Raw genomic sequence first — 24,859 nt, 5'->3', positions numbered from 1 at the left:
CGGTTGTGGCCGTTCGTGTCTCGACTTCGCGCGACACGAACGGACGTGGGACGGTTTAACGCGTAACGCCAATGTCGCCCGACGAGAAACGATCGTCCTGCGCGGCGGGCGAATGTTTTGCCAGCTCGATGCGCGCGATGGCGCGGGCGTGGACTTCGTCGGGACCGTCGGCGATGCGCAGCGTGCGCTGGCCGGCATACATTTTGGCGAGGCCGAAATCTTCGCTGACGCCGCCGCCGCCATGCGCCTGGATCGCATCGTCGATGATCTGCAGCGCCATGTTCGGCGCCTGCACCTTGATCATCGCGATCTCGGCCGCGGCCGACTTGTTGCCGACCTTGTCCATCATGTCGGCGGCCTTCAGGCACAGAAGGCGCGTCATTTCGATGTCGATGCGCGCCCGCGCGATGCGCTGTTCCCAGATGCTGTGCTCGGCCACGGTCTTGCCGAAGGCGACGCGCGACTGGAGCCGCTTGCACATCCGTTCGAGCGCTTCTTCGGCGACGCCGATCGTGCGCATGCAATGGTGGATACGCCCGGGCCCGAGGCGGCCCTGCGCAATCTCGAAGCCGCGGCCTTCGCCGAGCAGCATCGCATCCTCGGCCTTGACGCGAACGTCCTTGAGCTCGATTTCCATATGACCGTGCGGCGCATCGTCATAGCCGAAGACGGGGAGGTGGCGCAGGATGTTGATGCCCGGCGCGTCCATCGGGACCGCCAGCATCGACTGCTGCGCGTGGCGCTTGGCGCCGAAGTCGGTCTTGCCCATGACGATCGCGACCTTGCAGCGCGGATCGCCCGCGCCCGACGACCACCATTTGACGCCGTTGATGACATAGTCGTCGCCGTCGCGTTCGATCCGCGTTTCGATGTTCGTCGCATCGGACGAGGCGACCGCGGGTTCGGTCATCAGGAAGGCCGACCGAATCTCGCCATTCATCAGTGGGGCGAGCCACTTGTCCTTCTGCGCGCGGGTGCCATAGCGGTGGAAGACTTCCATATTGCCCGTGTCGGGCGCCGAGCAGTTGAACACCTCGCTCGCAAAGCCGACGCGGCCCATTTCCTCGGCGCACAGCGCATATTCGAGGTTGGTGAGCCCCGGGCCTTCGAATTCGAACGTCTCGTCGACATGGTGGTGCGCACTGCTGCGCGGCGGCATGAACAGGTTCCAGATGCCAGCGGCCTTCGCCTCGGCCTTCAGATCCTCGACCACCTGGATGACTTTCCAGCGGTCGCCGCTCGCATCCTGCTGTTTGTAGGTCGCAACGGCGGGGCGGATCTTGCGGTCGATGAACTCGCGCACCCGGTCGCGCCAGTGCACCTGCCGGTCGGTGAAGTCGAAATCCATCGCTGCATCCTTTCCCTTTACGTTCACGTAAGCCTTTGGACCGATTCGCCCCCCTTTGCCAAGACCCGCGGCGCAGAAAATTGCCCCGGCATCGCTGCCCGCGCAATCTTCCGTTACGGCCGCGGCCCTTGGCTATCGGCCGCTGCGCCGCCCGTCGAGGCGAGGGCGGCGAGCCGTGCCTCGTGGCTGGCCCGGTCGATCGGATACCGCCGCAGGCCAATGGTCGCCATGACCGAAATCAAAATCATCAATCCGGCGAAAATCCACGCCATTGCCGCGGCAGTGCTGGCTGGCCAGTCCTCGGGCCGCACTTGATCACTCAACCCTGCAAAGGCGACAAGCTGGCCGACGAGAAAGATGCCGAGCGCCTGCCCGAATTTCTGGACCATCAGATAGCCGGCGAAGAAGACACCCTCGATCCGCGTGCCATGATCGACCTCATGCGCTTCGACGATTTCCGCAACCATCGACGAGGTGGAAATGGTTGCCACCACCAACCCGAACAGCGACAGGGTCTGCAACGACAGCAGAAGCATCATGGAAGACCATCCGCCGAGATCGGGCCACCAACCCAGATTGCGCGCGGCATAGGGCAGGAAAGCGATCGCGCCACTCGCGAGCGCGGCACCGATCGCGCTGTCGCGCTTGCCAAAGCGGCGGTGCGCATGGCCGACCGCCGCGAAAGCGCCGAAGACCGCGACGGCGAGCCCGACAGGATAGAAACGCAGCTGTGCGTCGCTGAGTTGCCAGACATAGAGCATCATATAATTGGTCGACGCGATCGTCGTCGCATAGGCGCCCGTGACGAACAGCGCGCCGGACGCCAGCGCAAGAAACGCCGGGTTGCGAAAGGCAAGCAGGATGTCGGCGAGCATCGAATGGCCGTGCGGCCTGCGCGGCGGAGGCGGCAGCGACAGGATGCGGCGTTGCTGACCGAACGCCGACGCCAGCGTCGTCAGCAAGATCATGGCGGCGCCGAACAGACCGTAGGCGGTGTAGCCGGATGTCTCGAGCAAGCCGCTGCGCGCGGGATCGTCGGAGACCAGAAAGACATTATAGGCAAGCGCGACGGCAAGCAGGCCGCCCAGCCAGCCGAACAGAAAGCGATAGCGCATCAACGCGGTGCGCTCGTCATAATCGCGCGTCAGTTCGGCGACGAGCGAGATCGACGGAATTTCGCACGCCGACACCAATATGCGCACGGCCACGACATTGAGGAACAGGCCCAACGTCGAATGTTTTGCGATATCGGGCGACACCCACAGCAGCGTCCACACGATCGCCATCGGCAGAGCGGCGCCGTAAAGCCAGGGCAGCCTCCGCCCAAGCCGGGTTCGCGTCGCATCCGACAGCCGGCCGATCATCGGATCGACGATGGCATCGACAACCATCGCGCCGATCAACACGAGCGACACGACGCGCGGATCGAAACCGAGCACCTGGTTGTAATAGATCATGAAGAAGGTGGTGAGCCCCGACTCCTTGATTCCGAGTGTTACGGCACCCACGCCATGCGCCACCTTGATGCGCGTCGGCAGCGCGCCGGGGAGAATATTGGCGCTCATTGCAGCGCGATCGTTTCGGATGCGGACAGTGCGGCGACGCGGGCTTCATGGTCGGCGCGGTTGATCGGGAAGCGCGCGAAGATCCACGTCGACAGGATCGTCGCGACGATCACGATCAAGCTGTAGCTGACGACCAGCCGGTCGACCACTTGCGGTGCAACCTCGCCGGGAACGGCTTTCGCCGGCAGGCCCGACAGGCTGATCAGCAGGCCGGTGAGGCCGATCCCTACGGCGGTGGCGCATTTCTGGACGAACATCCAGCCTGCGGCGAACACCCCCTCGGTCCGGCGCCCGGTCTCGACCTGCGACGCTTCGACGACGTCGGCGAGCATCGACTGTGCGGAGATCATCACCATCACCGCGTTGACGTTGGAAACGAGGATGAAGCCCATCAGCAGATTGCTCGAAAAGGCGGAGCCGGTTCCCGGCCAATGGCCCGAAAGGAACAGGCCGAACGGCGCCACCCAGAACGTCGTGCTGATGATCCCGCAGACCACCGCGACGCGCTTCTTGCCGAACCGGTGGTGGAGTGGCTGGACGAACACGAAGGACAGCAGGACGCTGACCATCAGCAGCCACGGCAATGCCGCGAAGGCGCCATCGGAAAAGCGCCAGACATAAAGATAGAGGAAGTTCGAGATGGTGAAGGTCATCTGCGTGCTCGAAATCGCGATCAACGAGGCGCCGAGCAGGATCAGCGCCGCCGGGTGGCGCAGAGATTCCCAAATCTCGGCAAAGGCGCGCCGGGGCGTTCCGGGTTCGGGCTTCGTCGCGGGCAGATGCGCTATGCGCCGATGCTGGCCGAGCGCGGAGATGAAGACCGTCACCGCCATGATGATCGCCCCGCACAGGCCGTAGAGCCAGTAGCCCGCAGGATTGAGCTGCCCGAACTTGTGCGTCGCGTCGGGCCGCAGGAAAACGGTGTTGGCGAGGAAGAAGACGAGCAGCCCGCCGCCCCAAGCGAAGAGGAAGCGGAAGCGGACCAGCGCGGTGCGCTCGTCATAATCGCTTGTCAGTTCGGCGACGAGCGATTGCGACGGCACTTCGCAGCACGATACCAGCGTGCGCACCAGTACCGCGACGACCACCAGATAGGCAAAGATGTGCGTATGATCGTCGGGCGGCGACCACAGCAGCATCCAGGCGAGCCCGAGCGGCAGCGGCGCGAGATAGAGCCACGGATGGCGGCGGCCCCAGCGCGTATAGGTGCGGTCCGAAAAATAGCCGATCAGCGGATCGACGAAGGCATCGGCGAGCAGCGCGAACATCAGCGCCAGCGAAACAAGGCTCGCATCGAGCCCGACCACCTGGCTGTAGAAGATCAGCAGGAAGGTCGAAAAGCCGTTGTCCTTGACCCCATAGGCGACGCTGCCGAGGCCGTGGAATAATTTGAGCCCGAGCGGCAGGCGCGCCTGCGCCGGGGTCTCGGCGGTCACGCCGCGGCTCCGGCCTTGGCCGCATCCTCCATGGCTATCAGGGCGTCGAACAGGCCGGGCGCTTCGGGATCCCAGGCGTGGCGCTGGCCGATCGTCAGACCGCCATCGACCAGCATATGGGTGCCGGTCATGAAGCTCGCCTCTTCGCTCGCCAGATAGGCGACGGCATTGGCGATATCATCGGGCTGGCCGCCGCGCGCGACCGGCTGCGCATGCGCGCTCATTTCGGCAATCACCGCCTTGGCCGCATCCTTGCTTTCGTCGGGCACGTCGAGCGAGGTGGTGAAGATATTGGTGTTGATGAAGCCGGGGCAGATCGCGTTCACGCGGATGCCATATTGGGCAAGATCGGTCGCCGCGACCTTGGTCAGATGCAGCACGCCCGCCTTGGCGACGGCATAGGCGGTCGGCGAATAGCCGGCGCCGAGTGCCGCGACGCTCGCAGTGTTGACGATCGCGGCGCCTTTGCGGCCCTTCATATGGGGCGCGGCATAGCGGATGCCCATCGCGACCGATTTGAGGACGAGGTTCATCGTCCAGTCCCATCCGTCGGGCGTGATTTCGTCGATCGGGGCGCGGTCGCCGCCTGCGGCGGCATTGTTGAACACGATGTCGATGCCGCCGCCGCGCTTCGCGGCTTCGTCCATCAGCGCTTCGATGTCCGACGCGACGGTGACGTCGCACCGGATGAATTCGATCCGGCCGTTCGACGCCGCGGCAAGCGCCTGACCGCCCGCCTCGTCGATGTCGGCGGCGAAAACATGGGCGCCTTCGCCCGCGAGTTTCAGAACGGCCGCCTTGCCGATACCCGATGCTCCGCCGGTGACGACGGCGACCTTGCCTGCGAATCGCATTTCCTGCTCTCCCGTTTTCTTTTGCCACTTAGCTTAGGCGCGTGGGAGGGCGCGTCAACGGCCCGCAATCGGACGCTACGGCGCCGTAACGGCAGCGCGGCGCAGCCAAGTTGACGCTTGCGTAAACCGGGCGACTCCCCTTAGTTTGCGCGCCAGAAGAGGAGCCCGAAAGATGAGCGATCAGGACGCTTTTCGCGCCGAAGTGCGCGCCTGGCTGGAAGCCAATTGTCCCCCCGAAATGCGCGAACCCGTCCGCGACGAGGGCGATGTGTGCTGGGGCGGCCGCAAATGGGTTTTCAAGAATGACGCCCAGAAACAATGGCTCGAAGCCTGCGCCGCAAAGGGCTACACCGTTCCCGATTGGCCGAAGGAATATGGCGGCGCCGGGCTGACCCCCGAACAGACCAAGATCCTGAAACAGGAAATGAAGCGCATCAACGCGCGCTCGCCGCTCGACAGCTTCGGCATCTGGATGCTCGGCCCCGCGCTGCTCAAATTCGGGACCGAAGAGCAGAAGGTCCATTATCTGAACCAGATCGCGCGCGGTGAAATCCGCTGGTGCCAGGGCTATTCGGAACCCGGCTCGGGCAGCGACCTCGTCTCGCTCCAGACCTTCGGCGAGGACAAGGGCGATCACTGGGTCGTCAACGGATCGAAGATCTGGACCAGCTATGCCGACAAGGCCGACTGGATCTTCTGCCTCGTCCGCACCGACAAGGCGAACAAATATCAGGGCATCACCTTCATGCTCTTCGACATGGAGAGCAAGGGCGTCACGACCAAGCCGATCCTGCTGATTTCGGGCAATTCGCCCTTCTGCGAAACCTTCTTCGACGATGTCGAAGTGCCCAAGACGCAGTTCGTCGGCGAGATCAACCGCGGCTGGGATGTCGCAAAATATCTCCTCGGCCACGAACGCGAGATGATCTCGGGCGGCGGTGCCGGCGGCGACATGGTCAGCATCGGCGGCGCCTTTGCCAAGGCGATCGGCAAGAACGACCATGGCGAACTCGACGATCCGATCCTGCGCGCCGAAATGGCGGCGTTCGACGTCGATGTCTTTGCCTATCGCGCGATGGGCGAACGCTTCATGGACATGTGGAAGACCGGCCGCGCGCACCCCGCCTCGTCGAACATGATGAAATATGTCGGGACCGAGCTCAACAAGCGCCGCCACGAACTCGTCATGTCGGGCGGTGGCAGCGAAGCGCTCGAATGGGACAGCCCCGAAACGAAGGGCGGCGCCCGCCCGCGCGCGTGGCTGCGCACCAAGGCCAATTCGATCGAAGGCGGCACGAGCGAAGTGATGCTCAACGTCATCGCCAAGCGTATCCTCGATTTGCCGGGGGCGTAACACCTCTCCCCTCCCGCTCGCGGGAGGGGCAGCGAGGCTTGCGAACTTGTTCGCTAGCCGCAGCGGGGTGGGCAGATACGACGTCGCTGGCCCACCCCTAACCCCTCCCGCAAGCGGGAGGGGAATTGGAGAGAAAAGACATGCCGCTCTATCACAATGACGATCAGGCGATGCTCAAGGACAGCGTCGCGCCCTTCGTGGCCGAACAGGCCCCCGTCTCGCACCTCCGCAAGCTTCGCGACGAGGCCGACGCCACCGGCTTCTCGCGCGACCTGTGGGCGCAGTTCACCGAAATGGGCCTGCCCGGCATGCTGGTTCCGGAGGCGCATGGCGGGCTCGGCATGGGACATATGGAAGCGGGCATCGTGCTCGAGGAAATCGGCCGCAACCTGACGCCGTCGCCCTTCCTCGCGACCAGCGTCGGCGCGGTCGCCGCGCTGGCGAAGGCGGGCGGCACGCAGGCCGGCCGCTGGCTCCCCGCCATCGCCAGCGGCGAGGCGATCGTCGCACTCGCGATCGACGAGGGCGCCAAGCACCGCCCCGACCGCATCGCGACGACGGCGACGCGCGCGGGCAACGGCTTCCGCCTCGACGGCAAGAAAAGCTTCGTCCTCCACGGCCATGTCGCCGACATGAGCATCGTCGCGGCGAAAACCGACGGCGGCATCACCCTGTTCGCGGTGCCGAAGGATGCAAAGGGGCTGACCGCCGATCCGCGCCGCCTCGTCGACTCCAGTCTTGCAAGCCATGTCACCCTCGACGGCGTCGAGGTCGATGCCGACGCAGTGATCGGCGAAGTCGATGCCGGCGGCGACATCCTCGACGCGCTGCTGGCCGCCACCCGCACCGGCGCTGCCGCCGAAATGGTCGGCGTCGGGCAGGGCGCGATGGACATGACCGTCAATTACCTCAAGGAACGCAAGCAGTTCGGCAAGCTAATCGGCGAGTTTCAGGCGCTCCAGCACCGCGCCGCGCATCTCTATGGCGAGATGGAAGTCGCGCGCGCCACGGTGATGAAGGCGCAGCAACTCCTCGACGAAGGCAGCGAAGGCGCAAAGCTGATGGTCTCGGTCGCCAAGGCCAAGGCCGGCCGCGCCGCCAACCTCGCGGTGCGCGAAGGCGTTCAGATGCACGGCGGCATCGGCATGACCGACGAATATGACATCGGCCTCTACATGAAACGCGACCGCGCGCTCGCCGAATTCATGGGCGATGTGCATTACCATATCGACCAGGTTGCCCGGATGAACGGCTACTAGAACCAGGAATTCTCAACCCCCGTTCGCCCTGAGCTTGTCGAAGGGCCGTCCTTTCTTTCGGACGTAGCGGGTAAATACGGTCCTTCCCCCGGACTTTGATCCGGGGTCAGGACGAACGGAACAAAGGATAGTCTTATGAACCTCAATGATATGTTCGGCCTCGACGGCCGCATCGCGCTCGTCACCGGCGGTTCGCGCGGCATCGGCAAGATGATCGTCGAGGGCTATCTCGCCGCCGGCTGCGCGCGCGTCTATATCTCGGCGCGCAAGACGGCGCAGATCGAGGAGGCCGTCGCCGATTTCGAAACGCGCTATCCGGGCAAGGTCATCGGTCTACCCGTCGATCTTTCGACCGTCGAAGGCTGCCGCGCGCTCGCCAAGGAACTCGAAGCACGCGAGGAAAAGCTCGACATCCTCGTCAACAATGCGGGCGCCGCCTGGGGCGAACCCTTCGAGAATTTCCCCGAAGCCGGCTGGGACAAGGTGATGGACATCAACGTCAAGTCGCCCTTCTTCCTGACCCAGGCGTTGCACAATCTGCTGAAGGCGGCGGGCACGCCCGCACAGCCGGCAAAGGTCATCAACATCGGGTCGATCGACGGCATGCGCCTCAACCCGTGGGAAACCTATAGCTATCACGCGTCGAAGGCGGCGATCCTCTATCTGACCAAGCGGATGGCGGCGCGGCTGGTGCAGGACAATATCCTCGTCACCGCAATCGCACCCGGCGCCTTCCAGTCGGACATGAATAAGGCGGCGCGCGACCATGGCGACGCAGTTGCCAAGAGCATCCCGACCAAGCGCATCGGCGTACCCGAGGATATGGCTGGCGCAGCGATCTTTCTCGCATCGAAGGCGGGCGATTATGTCGTCGGCGAAACGATCGCGGTCGACGGCGGTCTCGTCCACGGCGACCTCAAGACCAGCATCGACGCTTAGGTCGCTTCTCGCTGGCCACCCCGGACTTGATCCGGGGGTATCCCTGTCGAACCGTAAACTGGTCATGGCGAGCCGACAGGAAATTGACTCGTCGCGCGCGCAGGTGTATTATTCAAATAATGCACCAAGGAGACAGTCCATGCGTTTCGCCTTCCTGATTCCCCCGATGCTGTTGCTCGGCGCCTGCGGGCACGCCGAAGACAAGAGCGATAAGGCCGAGGTCACGGTGAATGCCGATGGCGACGGCGGCAATGTCCGGATCACCGCCGGCAAGGATGGCGGCAAGGTCAGCATCGACGGCGATCACGGCTCGATGAGCTTCAAGCTCCCCGATTTCGCCAATATCGACGTCGACAGCGATTTCGACATCGACGGGGTGAAGCTCTATCCGGGCAGCAAGATCGCAAGCATCGATGTCAATGCGAGCGACAAGGGCGGCGCCGACAAGGCGACGGTGCGCCTCGGCTTCACCTCGCCCGCCGCGCCCGCCAAGGCGGCCGACTGGATGGCCGGCGAATTTGCGAAGAAGAATATCCAGGTCCAGCGCGCCGGCGACACGCTGCGCGGGACCGACAAGGACGGCGCTGATTTCACGATCAGTTTCGAACCCGCGGGCGACGCGAGCAAGGGCGAGGTGCGGATCGTCAAGAATTGACCCCTCGTCATGGCGAGGCGCGAAGCGATGGCTTCGCCTTGCTCCTCGCCATGACGGTGTTCGGGTCTACCCGCTGTTGCGCAGCGCGGTTGCGATCGCGTTGATCGTCAACTGGATGCCCTCGGCGATGCGGGGGTCGGTTTCGCCCGCGCGGTGGCGCTTCATCAATTCGATCTGCAGCAGGTTGAGCGGCTCGATATAGGGCAGGCGCAGGCGGATCGATGCCTCGAGCGCCGGATTATTCTCAAGCAGCCGCGACTGGCCGGTGATCGTCAAAAGCCCGTCGTGGGCGCGGTGCCAGCCATCGCGGATGCGCGAAAAGATCGCCGCATGCCCGTCGACATGCCCCGCCAGTTCGGCATAGCGCGCGGCGATGCCGATGTCCGATTTCGCCAGCACCATTTCCATATTGCCCAGCAGCGCGCCGAAGAAGGGCCAGCTTTGCGCCATATCGGCGAGCAGCGCCTGGTCCGCGAACGCCGCAAAGGCTTCACCGGTGCCGTACCAGCCGGGCAGCATGGTGCGCGCCTGCGCCCAGCTGAACACCCAGGGAATCGCGCGCAGATCCTCGATCGCGGTCGATTTGGTGCGGCTCGACGGCCGCGATCCGATCTTCAGCGTCGCGATCTCGGCGATCGGCGTCATCGCGCGGAAGAAGTCCTTGAAGGCGGGCGTGTCGTAAACGAGGCCGCGATAGGCGGCGAAGGCGTCGTTCGACAGCGCGGTCATTGCGCCCGCAAAGCGCCCGGCGTCGTCCGCGCTCATCGCCTCGGGCTCGAGGCTGGCGAGCAGGCTTGCCGATACCATCGCCTCCAGATTGGTCGCGGCGCTGTCGGCGGTGCCATATTTGGCCGCGATTACTTCGCCCTGTTCGGTGATGCGGATGCGGCCCTGCACCGTCCCCGCGGGCTGCGCGCGAATCGCGGCGAAAGCGCTGCCGCCGCCGCGCCCGACCGCACCGCCGCGACCGTGGAACAGCTGCATCGCGGTATCGGCGGCCTCGAACACCGGGGTCAACGCTTCCGATGCCTGATAGAGCCCCCAGGTCGAGGTCAGATAGCCGCCATCCTTGTTCGAATCCGAATAGCCGATCATCACTTCCTGATGTCCGCGCGCGACGACATGCGGCGCAATCTCGGGCAGCGCGAAATAGGCGGCCATGATCCCCGGCGCCTCGTCGAGGTCGGCGATGGTTTCGAACAGCGGCACGACCATCAGATTGTCCTGCGCCTCGGCCGACCATAGTCCGGCTTCACGGGCGAGGACATGGACCTCGAGCAGGTCGGACAGGCTTTCGGCCTTGCTGATGATCCACTGGACGATCGCCTCGGCGCCCAGCTTGGCGCGGATCGCGGCGGCGGCGTGGACGATCGCGAGTTCGCCGGCGGTTTCCTCGCTCCATTTGTGCCACGGCGCGGCGAGCGGGCGGTTGGTCGCCAGTTCGCGGCGCAGCAGGTCGACGCGCGCCTCTTCGCCCAGGCCGAGATAATCGCCTTCGACCCCCGCGACCGCGAGCAGCTCGGCGAGCACGCGTTCATGCACCGCGCTGTTCTGCCGCATATCGAGCGTCGCGAGGTGGAAGCCGAAGACCTCGACCGCGCGGATCAGCCGCCCGAGCGCGCCGATGCCGCCAAGCTGGCCCTCGCCGCTCGCCGACAGACCCGCCGCGATGGTGACGAGGTCGCGGCGGAAATCGGCGGGGGCGGCATAGGCTTCGCCGGCCAGCGCCGACGGCCGCGGCGGCGCGCGCCCGACGATGCCGGCATAGGTTGCGCACAGCCGGGCATAAATGCCCGACAGGGCGCGGCGATAGGGCTCGTCGCTTCGGCTCGGCGCGGCATCGCCGCTCGCCGCGGCCAGCGCCTCGACCGCTTCGGGGACCGTCGCGAGCGACGATGACACCGACAGTTCGGCACCTAGCGCATGCACCGCGTCAATATAATGGCCCAGCACCGCGGCGGCGTTGCGGCTCGTCGCCATATGCAGCGTCTCGGCGGTGACGAAGGGATTGCCGTCACGGTCGCCGCCGATCCAGCTCCCGACCCGTAGGAAACTTGCCGGGCGCGCGCCCAGCTCCTGTTCCCAGCGCGCATAAAGCTTGGGGATCACGGGCACGAACACGTCGCGCAAATAGGTCAGCGCATTGTCGATCTCGTCGGCGACGAACAATTTTTCGGTGCGCAGCGGCCGCGTCTGCCACAGCAGCACGATCTGGCGGCGGATTGCCTCCTCGACGACATCGCCCTCGGCGGTTTCCTCGACGCCGGCATCGCGCAGCCGCATCAGCTCGGCGATGCGGTTCTTGTGGTCGAGCATCGACTTGCGGCGCACCTCGGTCGGGTGCGCGGTGAGCACCGGCGCGACCAGCGCCGCGTCGAGCAGCGCCGCGACCGCATCGCCATCGATGCCGTCCTGCTTCAGCCGCGCCAGCGCTGCCGCCACCGTCGCCTCGGGCTCGGCGGCGACGCCCTGCCGGTCTTCGGCCAGATTGGCGAGCATCGAAAACAGCATGAAACCGCGCACGAAAGCGATGGTATCGTCAAGGCTCAGCGCCTCCAGCCCCGGATCGATCGTCTCGGCGCCCGCGATGCCGCGATGCCGGTCGACGCTCGACGACCGGATATATTCGGTCTGCCGGAACAGCTTTTCGCCGCCATAGGCGCGAATGACGTCGCCGAGGATCCGCCCGAGATAGCGAATGTCGGGATTCTGCGAGATCTGGATCGGTGGGCCCATGGGCCAAGAGTGCTGCACCTGCGAAGGTGCAGCGTCAAGGGCAGCAGGGACGCATAGCTATGCGCGCGGCACGAAACGCGTGGTCAGGGCGTCTTCACCATCACCAGCGTCCCCAGGTCGATCCGCGGCGCACCGTCGAAGGTCACGCTGTTGCGCGTGTCGGTGATGAACATCAGCTTGCCCGAGGTATCGGTGATCCGCGCCGCCACGGCATAGCTGTGGCGCGGGTCGAGCCGGCGCTGATCGACGGTCAGCGAAAAGCCGAAGGGCACCTGCCGGCCGTCGGCGGTGAAGCTCTGGCGTGCGATCACCGACGCGGGCGCATCCATCAGGCTGACGTCGGCCAGCGTCACCTCGACCTGCGCCGTCGGCGGCAGCGCCATGCGCTCGCGATAGGTGATCGCGCCGGTCACCGACACGGGCTGCTCGGCCGGCGCGAAGCTTGCGCAGGCGGCGAGCGGGAGGGCGGCGAGGCCGATGGCGAGCGAGGCGATGGCGCGGTTCATGGCGATACTCCTGTTGACCAAATATCTGGCGACCGCCTGGCACCCTCCGGCTGAACCGGGCCTGTCAGCCCTCCAGTTCGACGTCCCAGTAAAGCCAGTCGATCCAGCTTTCGTGCAGATAGCCCGGCGGAAAGGCGCGGCCATTGTCCTGAAGCTGCCAGCTCGTCGGGCGCCACGGCTTCTGGTGCAGCGGCATATGCGCCTGCGCCGGCGTCCGCCCGCCCTTGCGCAGATTGCACGGCGCACAGGCGGTGGTGACATTTTCCCAGCTCGTCCGCCCGCCCAGCCGCCGCGGCACGACATGGTCGAAGGTCAGGTCCTTGCCCGAGCCGCAATATTGGCAGGCGAAGCGATCGCGCAGGAACAGGTTGAAGCGCGTGAAGGCGGGATATTGCGACGGTTTCACATATTGCCGCAGCGCGATGACGCTGGGGATCGGCATCGTCCGCGTCGGCGAATGGATTTCGCGCTCGTAATTCTCGACGATCGTGACGCGGTCGAGGAATACCGCCTTGACCGCGGTCTGCCACGGCCACAGGCTCAGCGGGTAATAACTCAGCGGCGTATAATCTGCATTGAGGACGAGAGCCGGACAATTATCGGGATGCCGGGCAAGATCGGGATGGAACATGGCTTGGTAACGCTGCCCCCTATGCTGCTCGGGATGGCGCGCCACTGCCTTCCTCGCGTGACACCATCATTACATGACGCATCAGAATCTGGCGTCAAGGGGGGATGTGTCGCAATATATGGAATGGATGGATTGAGAGCCCCACAGCATATGGATTCGGCCGCCACGCCATGCTGACCCGCTTCGCCCCCAGCCCGACCGGCGAACTGCACCTTGGCCACGCGTTCAGCGCGATCCTGGCGCATGATGCCGCGCGCGCCGCGGGCGGGGCGTTCCACCTCCGCATCGACGACATCGACGGCAGCCGCTCGCGCGAGGCGTTTGTCGGCGCTGCGCTCGCCGATCTCGAGTGGCTGGGCCTGACTTTCGACGGCGCGCCGGTTCGCCAGTCGCAGCATCTGGGCGATTACGCCGCCGCGCTTGCCGGTCTTCGTGCCCGCGGGCTCGTCTACCCCTGCTTCTGCACCCGCGCCGATATTGCCGCCAGCCTCGCGGCGCCGCACGGCGCACCGGCGGACGGCGCGCCGCTCTATCCCGGCACCTGCCGCCACCTCGGCGCGGCCGAGCGCGAACAGCGATTGGCGCAGGAGGCGCATTGCTGGCGGCTCGACATGGCAAGCGCGGTCGCGATTGCGGGGCCGCTCGTCTGGGAGGAGGACGCGCAGGGGCCGCGCGCCGCCGATCCCGCCGCGCATGGCGACGTCGTCCTCGCGCGCAAGGATGCCCCTGCCAGCTATCATCTCGCGAGCACGATCGACGATGCCGCGATGGGGGTGACGTTGGTGGTTCGCGGCGCCGATCTGATCGCCTCGACCGACGTCCACCGGCTGCTTCAGGCGCTGCTCGGTTTTGCGACGCCGGTCTACCGCCACCATGCGCTTGTCTGCGGCGCCGACGGCAAGCGGCTCGCCAAGCGCGACGGCGCGGCGGCGCTTGCCGCGCTGCGCGCTGCGGGCGCGGACTGGCGCGCGCTGGCCGACGATTTGCGCGCCGGGCGGCTTCCGGCTGGATATTCGCTGCAAATGCCCTAAATAGAAGACATGCAGGTGCTTCTCATCCTTGCGGTCGTTGCGTCGGCCGGCCTCGTCCTCTTCGCGCTCGCGCGCGGGCTCTTCTATTTCGCGCAGGGTCACCGCGCCGCGATGGAGGGCAATGAGCATGAAAATCAGCTCATGCAGAACCGGATGATGATGGCGCGCGTGAAGTGGCAGGCGGTGACGATCATCCTGATCGTGCTGATCGGCCTTCTCGCCGCGGGTAGCTGATCGCGGCGCGTCCGCCCGCAGCCCCTCGCTTATGGTCAAGCTCAACAAAATCTATACGCGCACCGGCGATGACGGCACGACGGGCCTCGTCGACGGGTCGCGCATCGCCAAGTCCGACGCGCTGATGGAAGCGATCGGCGACGTCGACGAGGCGAACAGCGCCCTCGGCATAGCGGTCGCGGCGTTGCCCGCGGGCGGCGAGGCGGCGGCGATGTTCGCGCGCATCCAGAACGAATTGTTCGACCTTGGCGCCGATCTCGCGACGCCCGCCGATCCGCAGCATGGCTTCGGCCCGCACGAAATGGCGCTGCGCATCGTCGCGAGCCAGATCGCGCGGCTGGAGGCGGAGATCGACGCGATGAACGACAGGCTCGCGCCGCTGTCCAGCTTCATCCTGCCCGGTGGCACCGAAGCCGCGGCGCGCCTCCACCTCGCGCGCGCGATCGCGCGCCGCGCCGAACGGGCGGCGGTCGCGGCGTCGGCGACGCGGCCGCTCAACCCGCTGGCGCTTGCCTATCTCAACCGCCTGTCCGACCATCTGTTCGTCGCGACGCGCCACCTCAACGCCGCGGCGGGCGGTGACATCCTGTGGAAGCCCGGCGCGACGCGCTAGGACCGATCGCCATATTGTTCTTCTTTTGTTCTAGACAATTCTCCGTCCTGTAACCATATTGGGGCAGGCGACGAAACCGAATCGCTCTTCGGGGGATTGTCAAACCATGGCCAGCCGAACCGATGCTTCGCCCACGACCGCTTCTTTGGCGGACGACCTGACCCGGCGCTTCACTGCGACGCGGCAGCTCTCGCTCGACCTTGTCGCGCGCCTGTCCGACGCCGACGCCAGCGTGCAGTCGATGCCCGACGCATCGCCCGCCAAATGGCATCTCGCCCATACGAGCTGGTTTTTCGAAACCTTCGTCCTGCGCGATCATTGCCCCGGCTATTCGCTATTCGATGACCGTTTCGCCTATCTGTTCAACAGCTATTATGAGGCAGAGGGGCCGCGCCACGCGCGCCCGCGCCGCGGCCTGCTGACGCGGCCGTCGCTCGATGCGGTGCGCGATTGGCGCGGACATGTCGATGCGGCGATCGTGAAGGCGCTCCCAACACTGTCGCCCGCCGCGCGCGCGCTCGTCGAGCTTGGCATCCATCATGAACAGCAGCATCAGGAACTGCTGCTCACCGACATCAAGCATCTGTTCGCGCAGAACCCGCTCGGCCCCGCCGTCTGGGACGCTTCCGACAGTGCAATCGCGAATGAAGTTGCGCAGTTTTCCGCCGATTCTTCGGCATCGTCCGCCGCGGCGGGGCCGCTGCGCTGGATCGCGGGAACGGAAGGAATCGTTGCCGTGGGGCATGAGGGCGAGGATTTCGCATTCGACTGTGAACTTCCGCGCTTTTCGGCGCTTCTTGCGCCGCATGCGCTCGCCAATCGGCCGGTAACGAACGGCGAGTGGCGCGACTTCATCGCCGACGACGGCTATCGCACCCCGTCGCTGTGGCTCAGCGACGGCTGGGCATGGGTCCAGGCCGAAGGCGTCGACGCCCCCGCCTATTGGGAGGGCGATCGCCAGTTCACCCTTGCCGGATGGCAGGCGATCGATCCCGCCGCTCCCGTGACGCACATCAGTTTTTTCGAAGCCGACGCCTTCGCCAGCTGGGCCGGGGCGCGGCTACCGACCGAATTTGAATGGGAAGCGGCGGCGGCGGGATGTGATCCGCGCGCGGGGCAGCAGCTCGATGCCGCCGGCCCGGTGCATCCGGTGGCGGCGGACGGCGCCGCATCGGACGGTGCTGCGCTTGCGGGGATGTTCGGCGGCGTCTGGGAATGGACCGGCAGCGCCTATCGCCCCTATCCCGGTTTTCGCGCCGCGCCGGGCGCGGTCGGCGAGTATAACGGCAAGTTCATGAGCGGCCAGTTCGTGCTGCGCGGTGGCAGCTGTGCGACCCCGCGCGGCCATGTTCGCGCCTCCTACCGCAATTTCTTCTACCCCCACCAGCGCTGGCAGTTCACCGGCCTGCGCCTTGCCAAGGATTTGTGATCATGGGCGTTGTTCGCCAATTGCGGCAGGTCGATGCCGATGACAGCGGCGTCGATATCGCCTTTCGCGCCGACGTTCATGCGGGATTGTCGCAGGCGCAAAAGGCGATTCCGGCGCGCTGGTTCTACGACGCGACCGGATCGGCGTTGTTCGAGGATATTACCGGGCTGCCCGAATATTATCCGACGCGCAGCGAGGTGGCGCTGCTCACGCGCCATGCGGGCGAACTGGCGGCGGCGATCGGGCCGGGCCGCGCGGTGGTCGAACTGGGATCGGGCAGCTCGACGAAGACGCCGCTGCTGCTCGATGCCATTGCCCCCGGCGCCTATGTGCCGGTGGATATTTCGGGCGATTTCCTGCGCGATAGCGCGGCCGCCCTGTCGGCGCGCTTTCCCGATCTCCCGGTCTATCCGGTCGAGGCTGACTTCACCCAGCCGGTGGCGCTCCCGCGCGAGATTTGTGGTCTCGCCAAACTCGGCTTCTTTCCGGGCTCGACGATCGGCAACATGGTGGCGCGCAGCGCGGTCGATCTGCTCCGCCATTGGCGCGGCGCGCTCGGCGACGGCGCGCTGATGCTGATCGGGGTCGACCGGATCAAGGATATCGGCACCCTCGAACGCGCTTATGACGATTCGGCGGGTGTCACCGCGGCGTTCAACCTCAACCTGCTCGAACGGATCAACCGCGAACTGGGCGGCACGATCCCGGTTGCCAATTTCGACCATCGCGCCTGCTGGGACGATGTTCATGCGCGTATCGAAATGCATCTGGTGGCGGCGTGCGACCTCGAATTCATGGTCGATGGCCGTCCTTATACGATGGCGAAGGGCGAAACGATCCACAGCGAGAACAGCCATAAATATGGGCCGCGCGACGCCAGCCTGCTCCTCCGCGCCGGAGGCTGGACGCCGATCGCGGCGTGGGACGATGTCGATCCCGCTTTCGCGCTGATCCTCGCCGAAGCGACCGAGGTGCGCGCCGCGCCCTGACGCGCGCGCGCGACTCTCGGCCTTGACGACGCTTGCCCAGTCCCTAGGGGCAGAGCTGCGATTTCCAGCGAAAGGGCATATCATGATCGTCGGCGTTATCGGGGCAGGGCAAATGGGCGCGGGGATCGCGCAGGTTTCGGCAGGCGCCGGCCACGAGGTGCTGCTGTCGGACATCGACATCGCCCGCGCCGAAGCCGGCAAGGCCGGGATCGCCAAGGCGCTCGGGCGGCTGGTCGCCAAGGACAAGATGACGCAGGGCGATGCCGACGCGCTGCTCGGCCGGATCACCCCCGTCGCCGACCACGCCGCCTTCGCCCCGGCTGCGCTGGTGATCGAGGCCGCGACCGAGCGCGAGGAGATCAAGCGCGCGATCTTCGCCAGCGTCGGCGCGCATCTTTCGGACAGCGCCATCCTCGCTTCGAACACCAGCTCGATTCCGATCACCCGACTGGCGCAGGCGGCCCCCGATCCGGCGCGCTTCATCGGCGTCCATTTCTTCAATCCGGTGCCGGTCATGGGCCTGATCGAACTGATCCGCGGCCTTGCGACCAGCGACACGACGCTTGCCAGCGTCGAAGCCTTCGGCCGCGGACTCGGCAAGGAAATCGTCCATGCCAACGACGCGCCGGGCTTCATCGTCAACCGCGTGCTGATGCCCCTGATCAACGAAGCGGTGTTCGCGCTTGGCGAAGGGGTGGCGACGATGCAGGACATCGACACCGGATGCCGGCTCGGCCTCAATCACCCGATGGGGCCGATCACGCTCGCCGATTTCATCGGGCTCGATACCTGCCTTGAAATTATTCGCGTGCTGCACAGCGGCACCGGCGATCCCAAATTCCGTCCGGCGCCGCTGCTCGTCCAATATGTCGAGGCGGGCTGGGTCGGCAAAAAGTCGGGGCGCGGCTTTTACGACTGGACCGGCGAGGCGCCGGTTCCGACGCGCTGACCCGGCGGGAGCCGAATCGGTCCTCGTTCGTTATCCCGCTGGCGCCGGTGCGGGCGCCTGCGGACAACAGGAGGACAGGGATGATGCGGAGAACATGGCTACCGCTGGCGATCATCGCCGCGCTATCGGTCAATGGTGCGGTGCAGGCGCAGGAAGGCGCGCCCGAGGATTCGACGCTGAAATCGACCGCGAACAGCGTGACCGAGCCCTTCGACGGCAAGGAAGTGCCCGACAAGCTGAAGGCGATACAGGACGACCCCTATTCGCTCGCGGGTTTGCGCAAATGTTCGGCGATCATCCGCGAGGTCAGCGAACTGAACGACGTGCTCGGCCCCGACGTCAACGAACCTGCCGACAAGAGTGCGGCGAAAAAGCGCGAGGAAACCGTCGGCCGCGTCGCGGGCACCGTCGCCGGATCGATCATTCCTTTTCGCGGCCTGATCGGCGAGGTGACGGGTGCCAACGCCGAACGTCGGCGCTATGCAGAGGCGGTCTATGCCGGCACGGTGCGTCGGGGTTTTCTGAAGGGCGTCGGGTTGCAGCGCGGTTGCAAGGCGCCGGCCCGGCCCTGACGCAAAGCCGAAGCTCCAATCGGGTGGGGGAGGGACTGAATGAAGGTCGAAAATATCCGCGCGTTCCGCGCCGAGGTTCCGCAGGCAGCGATCGATGATCTGAAAGACCGGCTGGCGCGCACGCGCTGGCCCGAAAAGGAGACCGTTGACGATTGGGACCAGGGCGTCCCTCTCGCCTATGCGCAGGAACTCGCGGCCTATTGGCGCGACGATTATGACTGGCGCACGGTCGAGGCGCGGCTCAACGCGCTGCCCAATTTTCTGGCCACCGTCGATGGCCTCGACATCCATTTCCTTCATATCCGTTCGGACAATCCGGCGGCGCGGCCGCTGGTGCTGACGCACGGCTGGCCGGGGTCGGTGCTCGAATTTCTCGACGTGATCGAGCCGTTGTCGGCCGACTATCATCTCGTGATCCCGTCGCTGCCGGGTTACGGCTTTTCGGGCAAGCCCGCGGCCGCGAAATGGAGCGTCGAACATATCGCCGCGGGCTGGGACGCGCTGATGCGCGCGCTCGGCTATGATCGCTATTTCGCGCAGGGCGGCGACTGGGGCAGCGCGGTTACCTGCGCCATCGGGATGAACCATGGCGACCATTGCGCAGGCATCCATGTCAACATGATCGTCGGCCAGCCCGACCTGGCGCTGATGGCCGATCTGACCGACGCCGAAAAGCTCTATCTCGCGCGTTTCGGCTGGTATCAGGCAAAGGATAATGGCTATTCGACGCAGCAGGCGACGCGGCCACAGACCATCGGCTATGCGCTTGCCGATTCGCCCGTCGGGCAGATGTGCTGGATCGTCGAAAAATTCCACGGCTGGACCGATTGCGGGCATCAGCCGGGCGGCCAGTCGGTCGGCGGCCATCCCGAACGCGCGCTGTCGAAGGATGCGATGCTCGACACCGTCAGCCTCTATTGGTTCACCGCCAGCGCCGCGTCGTCGGCGCGGCTCTATTGGCACAGTTTCCGCAGCTTCGCGGCGGGGGAGATCGAGGTGCCGACCGGCGGCAGCCTGTTCCCCAACGAGATCATGCGCCTGTCGCGCCGCTGGGCCGAAAAGCGCTATCGCAACATCGTCTATTGGAACGAGGTCGATCGCGGCGGCCATTTCGCGGCGTGGGAGCAGCCCGAGCTTTTCGCGCGCGAAGTCCGCGCGGCGCTGGCGCAAATGACGCTGTGATGCGTCGCTTTCGCCCCGCCTACATCGGCCGATAGACGGGGCGGCAGCTTTCGGGCGCGATGCGCGCGGCGGTGTTCCACGTCACCTCGTTGCCGTTGCGATACAGCCGCGCGCCGCTCTTGTTTTCATAGGCCTGCCCCATGTTGGTGGGCGCGGCCTTGAGCACCATGCTGCGGCGGCCATCGACACGGACGATCGCACCGTTCGCGACATAATCGACCTGCAACCGCGTGCCGCGATTGCATTCGTAAAGCGTGCCGGTGTTTTGTGGGTAGGAGGCACAGCCCGCGACGACAAGGATGGCGGCGCCCGTGGCCGTCAGCTTTGCGATTCCGATCATCTCCATTCCCCTCAATAGCCCGAACGGACGCACAGCACGTCGGCCAGATAAATGCGGCCCGAAACCGTCTCCATATGTTCGCGGGCCGATCCGTTCCAGCCGATTGAGCGGCACCATGTGTCGGCGGTCCGCGCCGCGCAGGCGGCGGTTGCCGATCCGCTCTGGCACGCGAGAACGCGATAATTTCCGGTGGCGGGCTGAGTGTGGAATTCGGCGAAATTGCCGCGCGCCGTCTGATCATTGGCGACCGGGCCGGGATTCCAGCCGCCGCCCGATCCGACGGGGCGGATCGACTGGATCTTGATGCCGCGCAGGATATTACCCAACATCGGCGTGTCGCGTTCGACCGTCCGGCAATTGCCGCGATAGCGCGTCTTCTCGCACAGCTCCCAGCGACCGCTGGTCACGCGGATCGAATTGACCGGCCACGACAGGCCCAGATCGGGCTTCGCTTCGCCAATGAACACCGCCGGCCCCTTGTAGGCGGCGTCGCGATAGATGGTCGCCTCGGGCGGACGCATCATCCTGTCTTCGGGCGATTGCGCCTGCGACGCGGCAAGGAAGCCCCCGCCGAGCGATGCGGCGGCAGCGGCGAAGAGCGACCAGCGATGGATGGATTTCATCAACAACCTCCCTGTTTGGCAAACGCGACCCGGGATTCGTTTTTCCGGGGCCGAAACTACGCCACAACAGGGGGACTTGCAAATTATCCCGCCATGGTCGCGCCTTGCGCGGCGCGACCATGGCGCGGGGTCAGGGCGCCTTCGTCGCGGCGGTATCGGCGGCAGCCGGCGGCGCAACGGGAAGCGGCGCCGCCGCAACCGGCGCGGCGGCCGGGGGCGGCGGTGTGGCGATCGGCGCGGTGAAACTGAGCATCAGACCGGCGAGCGCCGCCGACATCAGGTTCGACAGGCTGCCCGCAAGCAGCGCCTTCAGTCCCAGCCGGGCGATCATCGGCCGCTGATTGGGGGCGAGGCCGCCGGTCACCGCCATCTGGATCGCGATCGAGCTGAAATTGGCAAAGCCGCACAGCGCAAAGGTCGCGATCGCGACCGACACCATCGACATCTCCCCCTGGATTTTGCCGAGGTCGATGAAGGCGACGAATTCGTTGAGCACGACCTTGGTACCGAACAGGCCGCCCACCGCGGCGCTTTCGTCCCACGGCACGCCCATCAGCCACATCACCGGGCGGAAGATTGCTCCGATGACCGCCTGGAACGACAGATCGGGATAGCCGAACCAGCCGCCGATCCCGGCGAGCAGCCCGTTGGCGAGCGCGACGAGCGCGACGAAGGCCAGCACCATCGCGCCGACCGCGACCGCCAGCTTGACGCCGGTCTGCGCGCCCTGCGCCGCTGCCATGATGATGTTCGCCGGCTTTTCCTCGTCATGGCTTGCCTCTGGCATGATGACGGGTTCGATACCCAGATCCTTAGGGTCGTCGGGCATCATGATCTTGGCCATCAGGATGCCGCCCGGCGCCGACATGAAGCTGGCGGCGAGCAGATAGGGCAGCAGCTGTTCGCCGATCATGCTGGCATAGGCGCCGAGGATGGTCCCCGCTACCCCGGCCATGCCGACCGTCATCACCGTGAAGAGCTGCGACGGGGTAAGACCGGCGAGATAGGGACGGATGACGAGCGGGCTCTCGCTCTGGCCGACGAAGATATTCGCCGCGGCGCCCAGGCTTTCGACCTTGGTGATTCCCGTAATCTTCTGGATCGCCCCGCCGACCCATTTGATCACGAACTGCATGATGCCGAGATAATAGAGGATCGAGATGAGCGAGGCGAAGAAGATGATCACCGGCAGCGCGGCGATCGCAAAGCTGTGGCCGCCCATTTCGGGTCCGGCGAGCGGGCCGAAAATGAAGTCGGTTCCCGCCTTGGCATAACCCAGAAGATTGGCGACGCCGGTCGACATCGCCTGAATGATCGCGCGGCCCCACGGCGTACCGATCACCAGCAGCGCGAACCCGGCCTGCAACAGAAAGGCCGGCACGACGACGCGCAGGCGAATCCAGCGACGGTTCGATGAAAACAGCACGGCAATCGCAAGCAATGCAACGATGCCGAGCAGGCCGATAAGATGTCCCATAAGTGTTTTGCGTCCCCCGCAAGTTTATTGCGCCTGTCTAGCGGGCTTTGCGGATCGGGCAAGGGGGGCGGCGGAGCATTGCAGTCATCCATAACGGCAGCGATCCCGCTTGGCGGCTCCGTGACGGCTTGATAGGCAGCGCTGAAACAGGGGGAATATGATGCGGACTGGCGTTGCGGGACATGTAATTTTGGCGATATGCGCGCTGGTGCAGGCGGCCGTACCTGCGGCGGCGCAGGCGCCCGCCACGACCGCATCGACCCCCGGTCCGCCATTGCCCACGGCCGCCTTTGCGCAGCCTCCCTTTGCGGAAAATACCGAATTATCGCCCGACGGAACGCATATGGCGGGCCTGTTCGCGGTCCGTGGGGAACAGCGGATCGGCATCCTTCCCGTGCTGGGCGATCAGAGCAAATCGGTCATCATTGCCGTTCCCGACCAGACCGAAATCGATTGGCTGACCTGGGTCAACGACGATCATCTCCTCGTCGGCCTGCGGGCGTTGATGGCGGCGGAGGCCGACAATTGGTACGTTACCCGCATCATCGCCATCGACCGGACCTCGGGCAAGATCACGCGGCTGTTATGGGATCTCAAGGGCCAGAATGCGTCCGACGTCGTCTGGCTGCCCAAGGACGGCAGCAGCGAAATTCTGGTCGCGGGTCAGGACTCGATATATGACAACGCCGATTTCTGGCCCGCCGTATACCGCATCGATGTGAAGACGGGGCGCAAGAAGACCGAATTGCGGTCGCGCACCGGGGTTATGGAATGGGGCGCCGACCATCTCGGCCGGGTGCGCTACGGCATCGGCTATCGCGACGATACGACCCGGGCCACGCTGCTCTATCGTGGCGCCGGAGAAGGGGCTTTCCGGTCGATCGAGCGCGCTTCGCTACGCGATGACGAGCGGCTGACGGTGCCGATCCTCTTCGTCGACGGCACCGACAACGGGTTGGTTTACAAGGACCGGGACGATGGCAAGACCGCGATTGCCGAGGTCAATCTTGCCACCGGTGCCGAAGTCCGCACGGTCGTTGCACCCGACGCGGGCGACATATCGGGCGCCATTCGCGCGCCCGACGGATCGAAGCTACTCGGCGTTCACGTCGCCGACGATCTGAAGCCGGTGCGCTGGCTCGACCCGGCGATGGCAGCGCATCAGGATACGCTGGACGCGACGGCCCGCGCGGCGCGTGTCCGGATCGACAGCTATAGTCGCGACCTGACGAAAATGCTGGTGCGGATCAGCACCCCCGACAATCCGGGGCTGCTCTATTATTATGATTCGACGACCGGCGATTTGTCGCGTCTTGCGGCAATGAACGAACAGATCGGGGCGAAGCGCCTCTCGCGCGCCAAGCTCGTCCGGTACAAGGCGCGCGACGGGCTGGAGATCGAGGGCGTGCTGACGATGCCGCGCGGCCGAGCGGCAACCAACCTGCCGTTCATCGTGCTGCCGCACGGCGGGCCCTGGGGGCATGACGAGCTGACCTACGATTATTGGGCGCAGTTCCTCGCCGAACGGGGCTATGCGGTATTGCAGCCCAATTTCCGCGGCTCGACCGGCTATGGCGCCGATTTCGAAAAGGCGGGCGAGGGGCAACTCGGCTTTGCGATGCAGGATGACGTGACCGACGGCGTGCGCTGGGCGGTCACCGAAAAGATCGCCGACCCTAAGCGCGTGTGCATCGTCGGCGCCTCTTATGGCGGCTATGCGGCGATGTGGGGGATCGCCAAGGATCCCGACCAGTATCGCTGCGCGATCTCGATCGCCGGGGTCGCCAATCTGCGGCGCGAGGTCAATGATTTCGGCGGCACGCTGCGCGCCAATCTGTACCGGACGCAGTGGAAGCGCATGACCCCCGACTTCGCGGCGGTGTCGCCGATCAACGCCATCGACCGGATCAAGACGCCGCTGCTGCTGATCCACGGCAAGAAGGATGTGACGGTCGATCACAGCCAGTCGGCGCGCATGTATGCGGCAATGACCAAGGCTGGGAAGACGGTGGACTTCGTCTCGCTGCCGCTCGCCGATCATTATTTCACGCGCAAGGCCGACCGGCTGCTGTTGCTGCAATCGATCGAATCCTTCCTCGCCAAGTATAATCCCGCCGATTGACCGCCATCTTTCCAC

Annotated in this window: 23 protein-coding genes; 13 read left to right on the top strand and 10 right to left on the bottom strand. The window is 65.5% G+C overall.

All coding sequences use genetic code 11. The features are described from left to right. Positions 1-55 precede the first annotated feature (55 nt). The 4 genes from ATE59_RS09340 to ATE59_RS09325 form a co-directional block, all read right to left on the bottom strand. On the bottom strand, positions 56-1,348 hold the full coding sequence (locus tag ATE59_RS09340; protein ID WP_058812207.1) for an acyl-CoA dehydrogenase family protein: 1,293 nt from the start codon (positions 1,346-1,348) through the stop codon (positions 56-58). 113 nt (positions 1,349-1,461) lie between these two features. Continuing rightward, positions 1,462-2,913, bottom strand: a complete 1,452-nt coding sequence (locus ATE59_RS09335) for an MFS transporter (protein ID WP_058812206.1) — start codon at positions 2,911-2,913, stop codon at positions 1,462-1,464. Further along, positions 2,910-4,349 carry an MFS transporter gene (locus tag ATE59_RS09330; RefSeq protein WP_058812205.1) on the bottom strand — a complete coding sequence of 480 codons (1,440 nt, stop codon included), beginning with the start codon at positions 4,347-4,349 and terminating at the stop codon, positions 2,910-2,912. The genes ATE59_RS09335 and ATE59_RS09330 overlap by 4 nt, the downstream gene beginning before the upstream one ends. Beyond that, positions 4,346-5,203: an SDR family NAD(P)-dependent oxidoreductase gene (locus tag ATE59_RS09325; RefSeq protein WP_058812204.1), complete on the bottom strand. Its 858-nt coding sequence runs from the start codon at positions 5,201-5,203 to the stop codon at positions 4,346-4,348. Before ATE59_RS09325 ends, ATE59_RS09330 begins: the two co-directional genes overlap by 4 nt. Positions 5,204-5,375: 172 nt before the next feature. Between ATE59_RS09325 and ATE59_RS09320 the strand changes: the two genes are divergently transcribed. From ATE59_RS09320 to ATE59_RS09305, 4 genes are all read left to right on the top strand, one after another. Continuing rightward, positions 5,376-6,557: an acyl-CoA dehydrogenase family protein gene (locus ATE59_RS09320; RefSeq protein ID WP_003041330.1), complete on the top strand. Its 1,182-nt coding sequence runs from the start codon at positions 5,376-5,378 to the stop codon at positions 6,555-6,557. A gap of 140 nt (positions 6,558-6,697) precedes the next feature. After that, a complete protein-coding gene (locus tag ATE59_RS09315) occupies positions 6,698-7,816 on the top strand; it encodes an acyl-CoA dehydrogenase family protein (protein ID WP_003041327.1) in 1,119 nt (372 codons plus the stop codon). A 135-nt stretch (positions 7,817-7,951) separates the two neighbouring features. Continuing rightward, positions 7,952-8,755, top strand: coding sequence for an SDR family oxidoreductase (locus ATE59_RS09310; protein ID WP_058812203.1), 804 nt, complete (start codon positions 7,952-7,954; stop codon positions 8,753-8,755). 139 nt (positions 8,756-8,894) lie between these two features. After that, positions 8,895-9,410, top strand: a complete 516-nt coding sequence (locus tag ATE59_RS09305; protein ID WP_058812202.1) for a hypothetical protein — start codon at positions 8,895-8,897, stop codon at positions 9,408-9,410. 66 nt (positions 9,411-9,476) lie between these two features. Here the strand turns inward: ATE59_RS09305 and ppc are convergent, their stop codons facing one another. The 3 genes from ppc to ATE59_RS09290 all read right to left on the bottom strand — a co-directional run bounded on the left by ppc (position 9,477) and on the right by ATE59_RS09290 (position 13,283). Continuing rightward, the gene (gene ppc, locus ATE59_RS09300; RefSeq protein ID WP_058812201.1) at positions 9,477-12,146 is read right to left on the bottom strand and encodes a phosphoenolpyruvate carboxylase; all 2,670 of its coding nucleotides are present in this window, start codon (positions 12,144-12,146) and stop codon (positions 9,477-9,479) included. Positions 12,147-12,229: 83 nt separating this feature from the next. Next, positions 12,230-12,652, bottom strand: coding sequence for a YbaY family lipoprotein (locus ATE59_RS09295; protein ID WP_082657372.1), 423 nt, complete (start codon positions 12,650-12,652; stop codon positions 12,230-12,232). A 64-nt stretch (positions 12,653-12,716) separates the two neighbouring features. Beyond that, the gene (locus ATE59_RS09290) at positions 12,717-13,283 is read right to left on the bottom strand and encodes an HNH endonuclease (protein ID WP_003041310.1); all 567 of its coding nucleotides are present in this window, start codon (positions 13,281-13,283) and stop codon (positions 12,717-12,719) included. A 170-nt stretch (positions 13,284-13,453) separates the two neighbouring features. Between ATE59_RS09290 and gluQRS the strand changes: the two genes are divergently transcribed. From gluQRS to ATE59_RS09250, 8 genes are all read left to right on the top strand, one after another. Next, positions 13,454-14,314 (top strand): tRNA glutamyl-Q(34) synthetase GluQRS, encoded by an 861-nt coding sequence (gene gluQRS / locus ATE59_RS09285; protein ID WP_058812200.1) that lies wholly within the window; start codon positions 13,454-13,456, stop codon positions 14,312-14,314. Positions 14,315-14,323: 9 nt separating this feature from the next. Continuing rightward, on the top strand, positions 14,324-14,548 hold the full coding sequence (locus ATE59_RS09280; protein WP_003041307.1) for an HIG1 domain-containing protein: 225 nt from the start codon (positions 14,324-14,326) through the stop codon (positions 14,546-14,548). A 31-nt stretch (positions 14,549-14,579) separates the two neighbouring features. Beyond that, positions 14,580-15,161, top strand: coding sequence for a cob(I)yrinic acid a,c-diamide adenosyltransferase (locus ATE59_RS09275; protein ID WP_058812199.1), 582 nt, complete (start codon positions 14,580-14,582; stop codon positions 15,159-15,161). A 106-nt stretch (positions 15,162-15,267) separates the two neighbouring features. Beyond that, positions 15,268-16,590, top strand: coding sequence for an ergothioneine biosynthesis protein EgtB (gene egtB, locus ATE59_RS09270; protein ID WP_058812198.1), 1,323 nt, complete (start codon positions 15,268-15,270; stop codon positions 16,588-16,590). 2 nt (positions 16,591-16,592) lie between these two features. After that, complete coding sequence (gene egtD / locus ATE59_RS09265; RefSeq protein WP_058812197.1) at positions 16,593-17,579, top strand: L-histidine N(alpha)-methyltransferase; 987 nt, start codon at positions 16,593-16,595, stop codon at positions 17,577-17,579. An 82-nt stretch (positions 17,580-17,661) separates the two neighbouring features. Further along, positions 17,662-18,528 carry a 3-hydroxyacyl-CoA dehydrogenase NAD-binding domain-containing protein gene (locus tag ATE59_RS09260; RefSeq protein WP_058812196.1) on the top strand — a complete coding sequence of 289 codons (867 nt, stop codon included), beginning with the start codon at positions 17,662-17,664 and terminating at the stop codon, positions 18,526-18,528. A gap of 80 nt (positions 18,529-18,608) precedes the next feature. Then, on the top strand, positions 18,609-19,100 hold the full coding sequence (locus tag ATE59_RS09255; RefSeq protein ID WP_058812195.1) for a hypothetical protein: 492 nt from the start codon (positions 18,609-18,611) through the stop codon (positions 19,098-19,100). A 39-nt stretch (positions 19,101-19,139) separates the two neighbouring features. Further along, complete coding sequence (locus tag ATE59_RS09250) at positions 19,140-20,282, top strand: epoxide hydrolase family protein (RefSeq protein WP_058812194.1); 1,143 nt, start codon at positions 19,140-19,142, stop codon at positions 20,280-20,282. Positions 20,283-20,301: 19 nt separating this feature from the next. Here the strand turns inward: ATE59_RS09250 and ATE59_RS09245 are convergent, their stop codons facing one another. The 3 genes from ATE59_RS09245 to ATE59_RS09235 form a co-directional block, all read right to left on the bottom strand. Continuing rightward, positions 20,302-20,622, bottom strand: coding sequence for an MliC family protein (locus ATE59_RS09245; protein WP_197409155.1), 321 nt, complete (start codon positions 20,620-20,622; stop codon positions 20,302-20,304). A gap of 11 nt (positions 20,623-20,633) precedes the next feature. Beyond that, a complete protein-coding gene (locus ATE59_RS09240) occupies positions 20,634-21,245 on the bottom strand; it encodes a beta/gamma crystallin-related protein (protein WP_058812192.1) in 612 nt (203 codons plus the stop codon). Positions 21,246-21,375: 130 nt separating this feature from the next. Continuing rightward, positions 21,376-22,722: a NupC/NupG family nucleoside CNT transporter gene (locus ATE59_RS09235; protein WP_058812191.1), complete on the bottom strand. Its 1,347-nt coding sequence runs from the start codon at positions 22,720-22,722 to the stop codon at positions 21,376-21,378. A gap of 157 nt (positions 22,723-22,879) precedes the next feature. On the opposite strand from ATE59_RS09235, the gene ATE59_RS09230 reads away from it, so the two are divergent. Further along, the gene (locus tag ATE59_RS09230) at positions 22,880-24,844 is read left to right on the top strand and encodes an alpha/beta hydrolase family protein (protein ID WP_082657371.1); all 1,965 of its coding nucleotides are present in this window, start codon (positions 22,880-22,882) and stop codon (positions 24,842-24,844) included. Positions 24,845-24,859 lie beyond the last annotated feature (15 nt).

This window comes from Sphingopyxis sp. A083 (assembly GCF_001468495.1).
Taxonomy (GTDB): Bacteria; Pseudomonadota; Alphaproteobacteria; order Sphingomonadales; family Sphingomonadaceae; genus Sphingopyxis; species Sphingopyxis terrae.
Note: the sequence above shows the minus strand (reverse complement) of the source record. Positions and strands in the feature narration are given on the sequence as shown.

What these genes read in the sequence shown, in the direction of transcription:
- egtD (WP_058812197.1), top strand. Translation starts at nt 16,593, where the DNA reads ATGGGCGTTGTTCGCCAATTGCGGCAGGTCGATGCCGATGACAGCGGC.
- ATE59_RS09335 (WP_058812206.1), bottom strand. Translation starts at nt 2,913, where the DNA reads ATGAGCGCCAATATTCTCCCCGGCGCGCTGCCGACGCGCATCAAGGTG.
- ATE59_RS09245 (WP_197409155.1), bottom strand. Translation starts at nt 20,622, where the DNA reads ATGATCGGAATCGCAAAGCTGACGGCCACGGGCGCCGCCATCCTTGTC.
- ATE59_RS09310 (WP_058812203.1), top strand. Translation starts at nt 7,952, where the DNA reads ATGAACCTCAATGATATGTTCGGCCTCGACGGCCGCATCGCGCTCGTC.
- ATE59_RS09315 (WP_003041327.1), top strand. Translation starts at nt 6,698, where the DNA reads ATGCCGCTCTATCACAATGACGATCAGGCGATGCTCAAGGACAGCGTC.
- ATE59_RS09230 (WP_082657371.1), top strand. Translation starts at nt 22,880, where the DNA reads ATGATGCGGACTGGCGTTGCGGGACATGTAATTTTGGCGATATGCGCG.
- ATE59_RS09250 (WP_058812194.1), top strand. Translation starts at nt 19,140, where the DNA reads ATGAAGGTCGAAAATATCCGCGCGTTCCGCGCCGAGGTTCCGCAGGCA.
- ATE59_RS09340 (WP_058812207.1), bottom strand. Translation starts at nt 1,348, where the DNA reads ATGGATTTCGACTTCACCGACCGGCAGGTGCACTGGCGCGACCGGGTG.
- ATE59_RS09305 (WP_058812202.1), top strand. Translation starts at nt 8,895, where the DNA reads ATGCGTTTCGCCTTCCTGATTCCCCCGATGCTGTTGCTCGGCGCCTGC.
- ATE59_RS09325 (WP_058812204.1), bottom strand. Translation starts at nt 5,203, where the DNA reads ATGCGATTCGCAGGCAAGGTCGCCGTCGTCACCGGCGGAGCATCGGGT.
- ATE59_RS09235 (WP_058812191.1), bottom strand. Translation starts at nt 22,722, where the DNA reads ATGGGACATCTTATCGGCCTGCTCGGCATCGTTGCATTGCTTGCGATT.
- ATE59_RS09295 (WP_082657372.1), bottom strand. Translation starts at nt 12,652, where the DNA reads ATGAACCGCGCCATCGCCTCGCTCGCCATCGGCCTCGCCGCCCTCCCG.
- ATE59_RS09280 (WP_003041307.1), top strand. Translation starts at nt 14,324, where the DNA reads ATGCAGGTGCTTCTCATCCTTGCGGTCGTTGCGTCGGCCGGCCTCGTC.
- ATE59_RS09275 (WP_058812199.1), top strand. Translation starts at nt 14,580, where the DNA reads ATGGTCAAGCTCAACAAAATCTATACGCGCACCGGCGATGACGGCACG.
- ATE59_RS09290 (WP_003041310.1), bottom strand. Translation starts at nt 13,283, where the DNA reads ATGTTCCATCCCGATCTTGCCCGGCATCCCGATAATTGTCCGGCTCTC.
- gluQRS (WP_058812200.1), top strand. Translation starts at nt 13,454, where the DNA reads ATGCTGACCCGCTTCGCCCCCAGCCCGACCGGCGAACTGCACCTTGGC.
- ATE59_RS09240 (WP_058812192.1), bottom strand. Translation starts at nt 21,245, where the DNA reads ATGAAATCCATCCATCGCTGGTCGCTCTTCGCCGCTGCCGCCGCATCG.
- ATE59_RS09260 (WP_058812196.1), top strand. Translation starts at nt 17,662, where the DNA reads ATGATCGTCGGCGTTATCGGGGCAGGGCAAATGGGCGCGGGGATCGCG.
- ATE59_RS09320 (WP_003041330.1), top strand. Translation starts at nt 5,376, where the DNA reads ATGAGCGATCAGGACGCTTTTCGCGCCGAAGTGCGCGCCTGGCTGGAA.
- ppc (WP_058812201.1), bottom strand. Translation starts at nt 12,146, where the DNA reads ATGGGCCCACCGATCCAGATCTCGCAGAATCCCGACATTCGCTATCTC.
- ATE59_RS09255 (WP_058812195.1), top strand. Translation starts at nt 18,609, where the DNA reads ATGATGCGGAGAACATGGCTACCGCTGGCGATCATCGCCGCGCTATCG.
- egtB (WP_058812198.1), top strand. Translation starts at nt 15,268, where the DNA reads ATGGCCAGCCGAACCGATGCTTCGCCCACGACCGCTTCTTTGGCGGAC.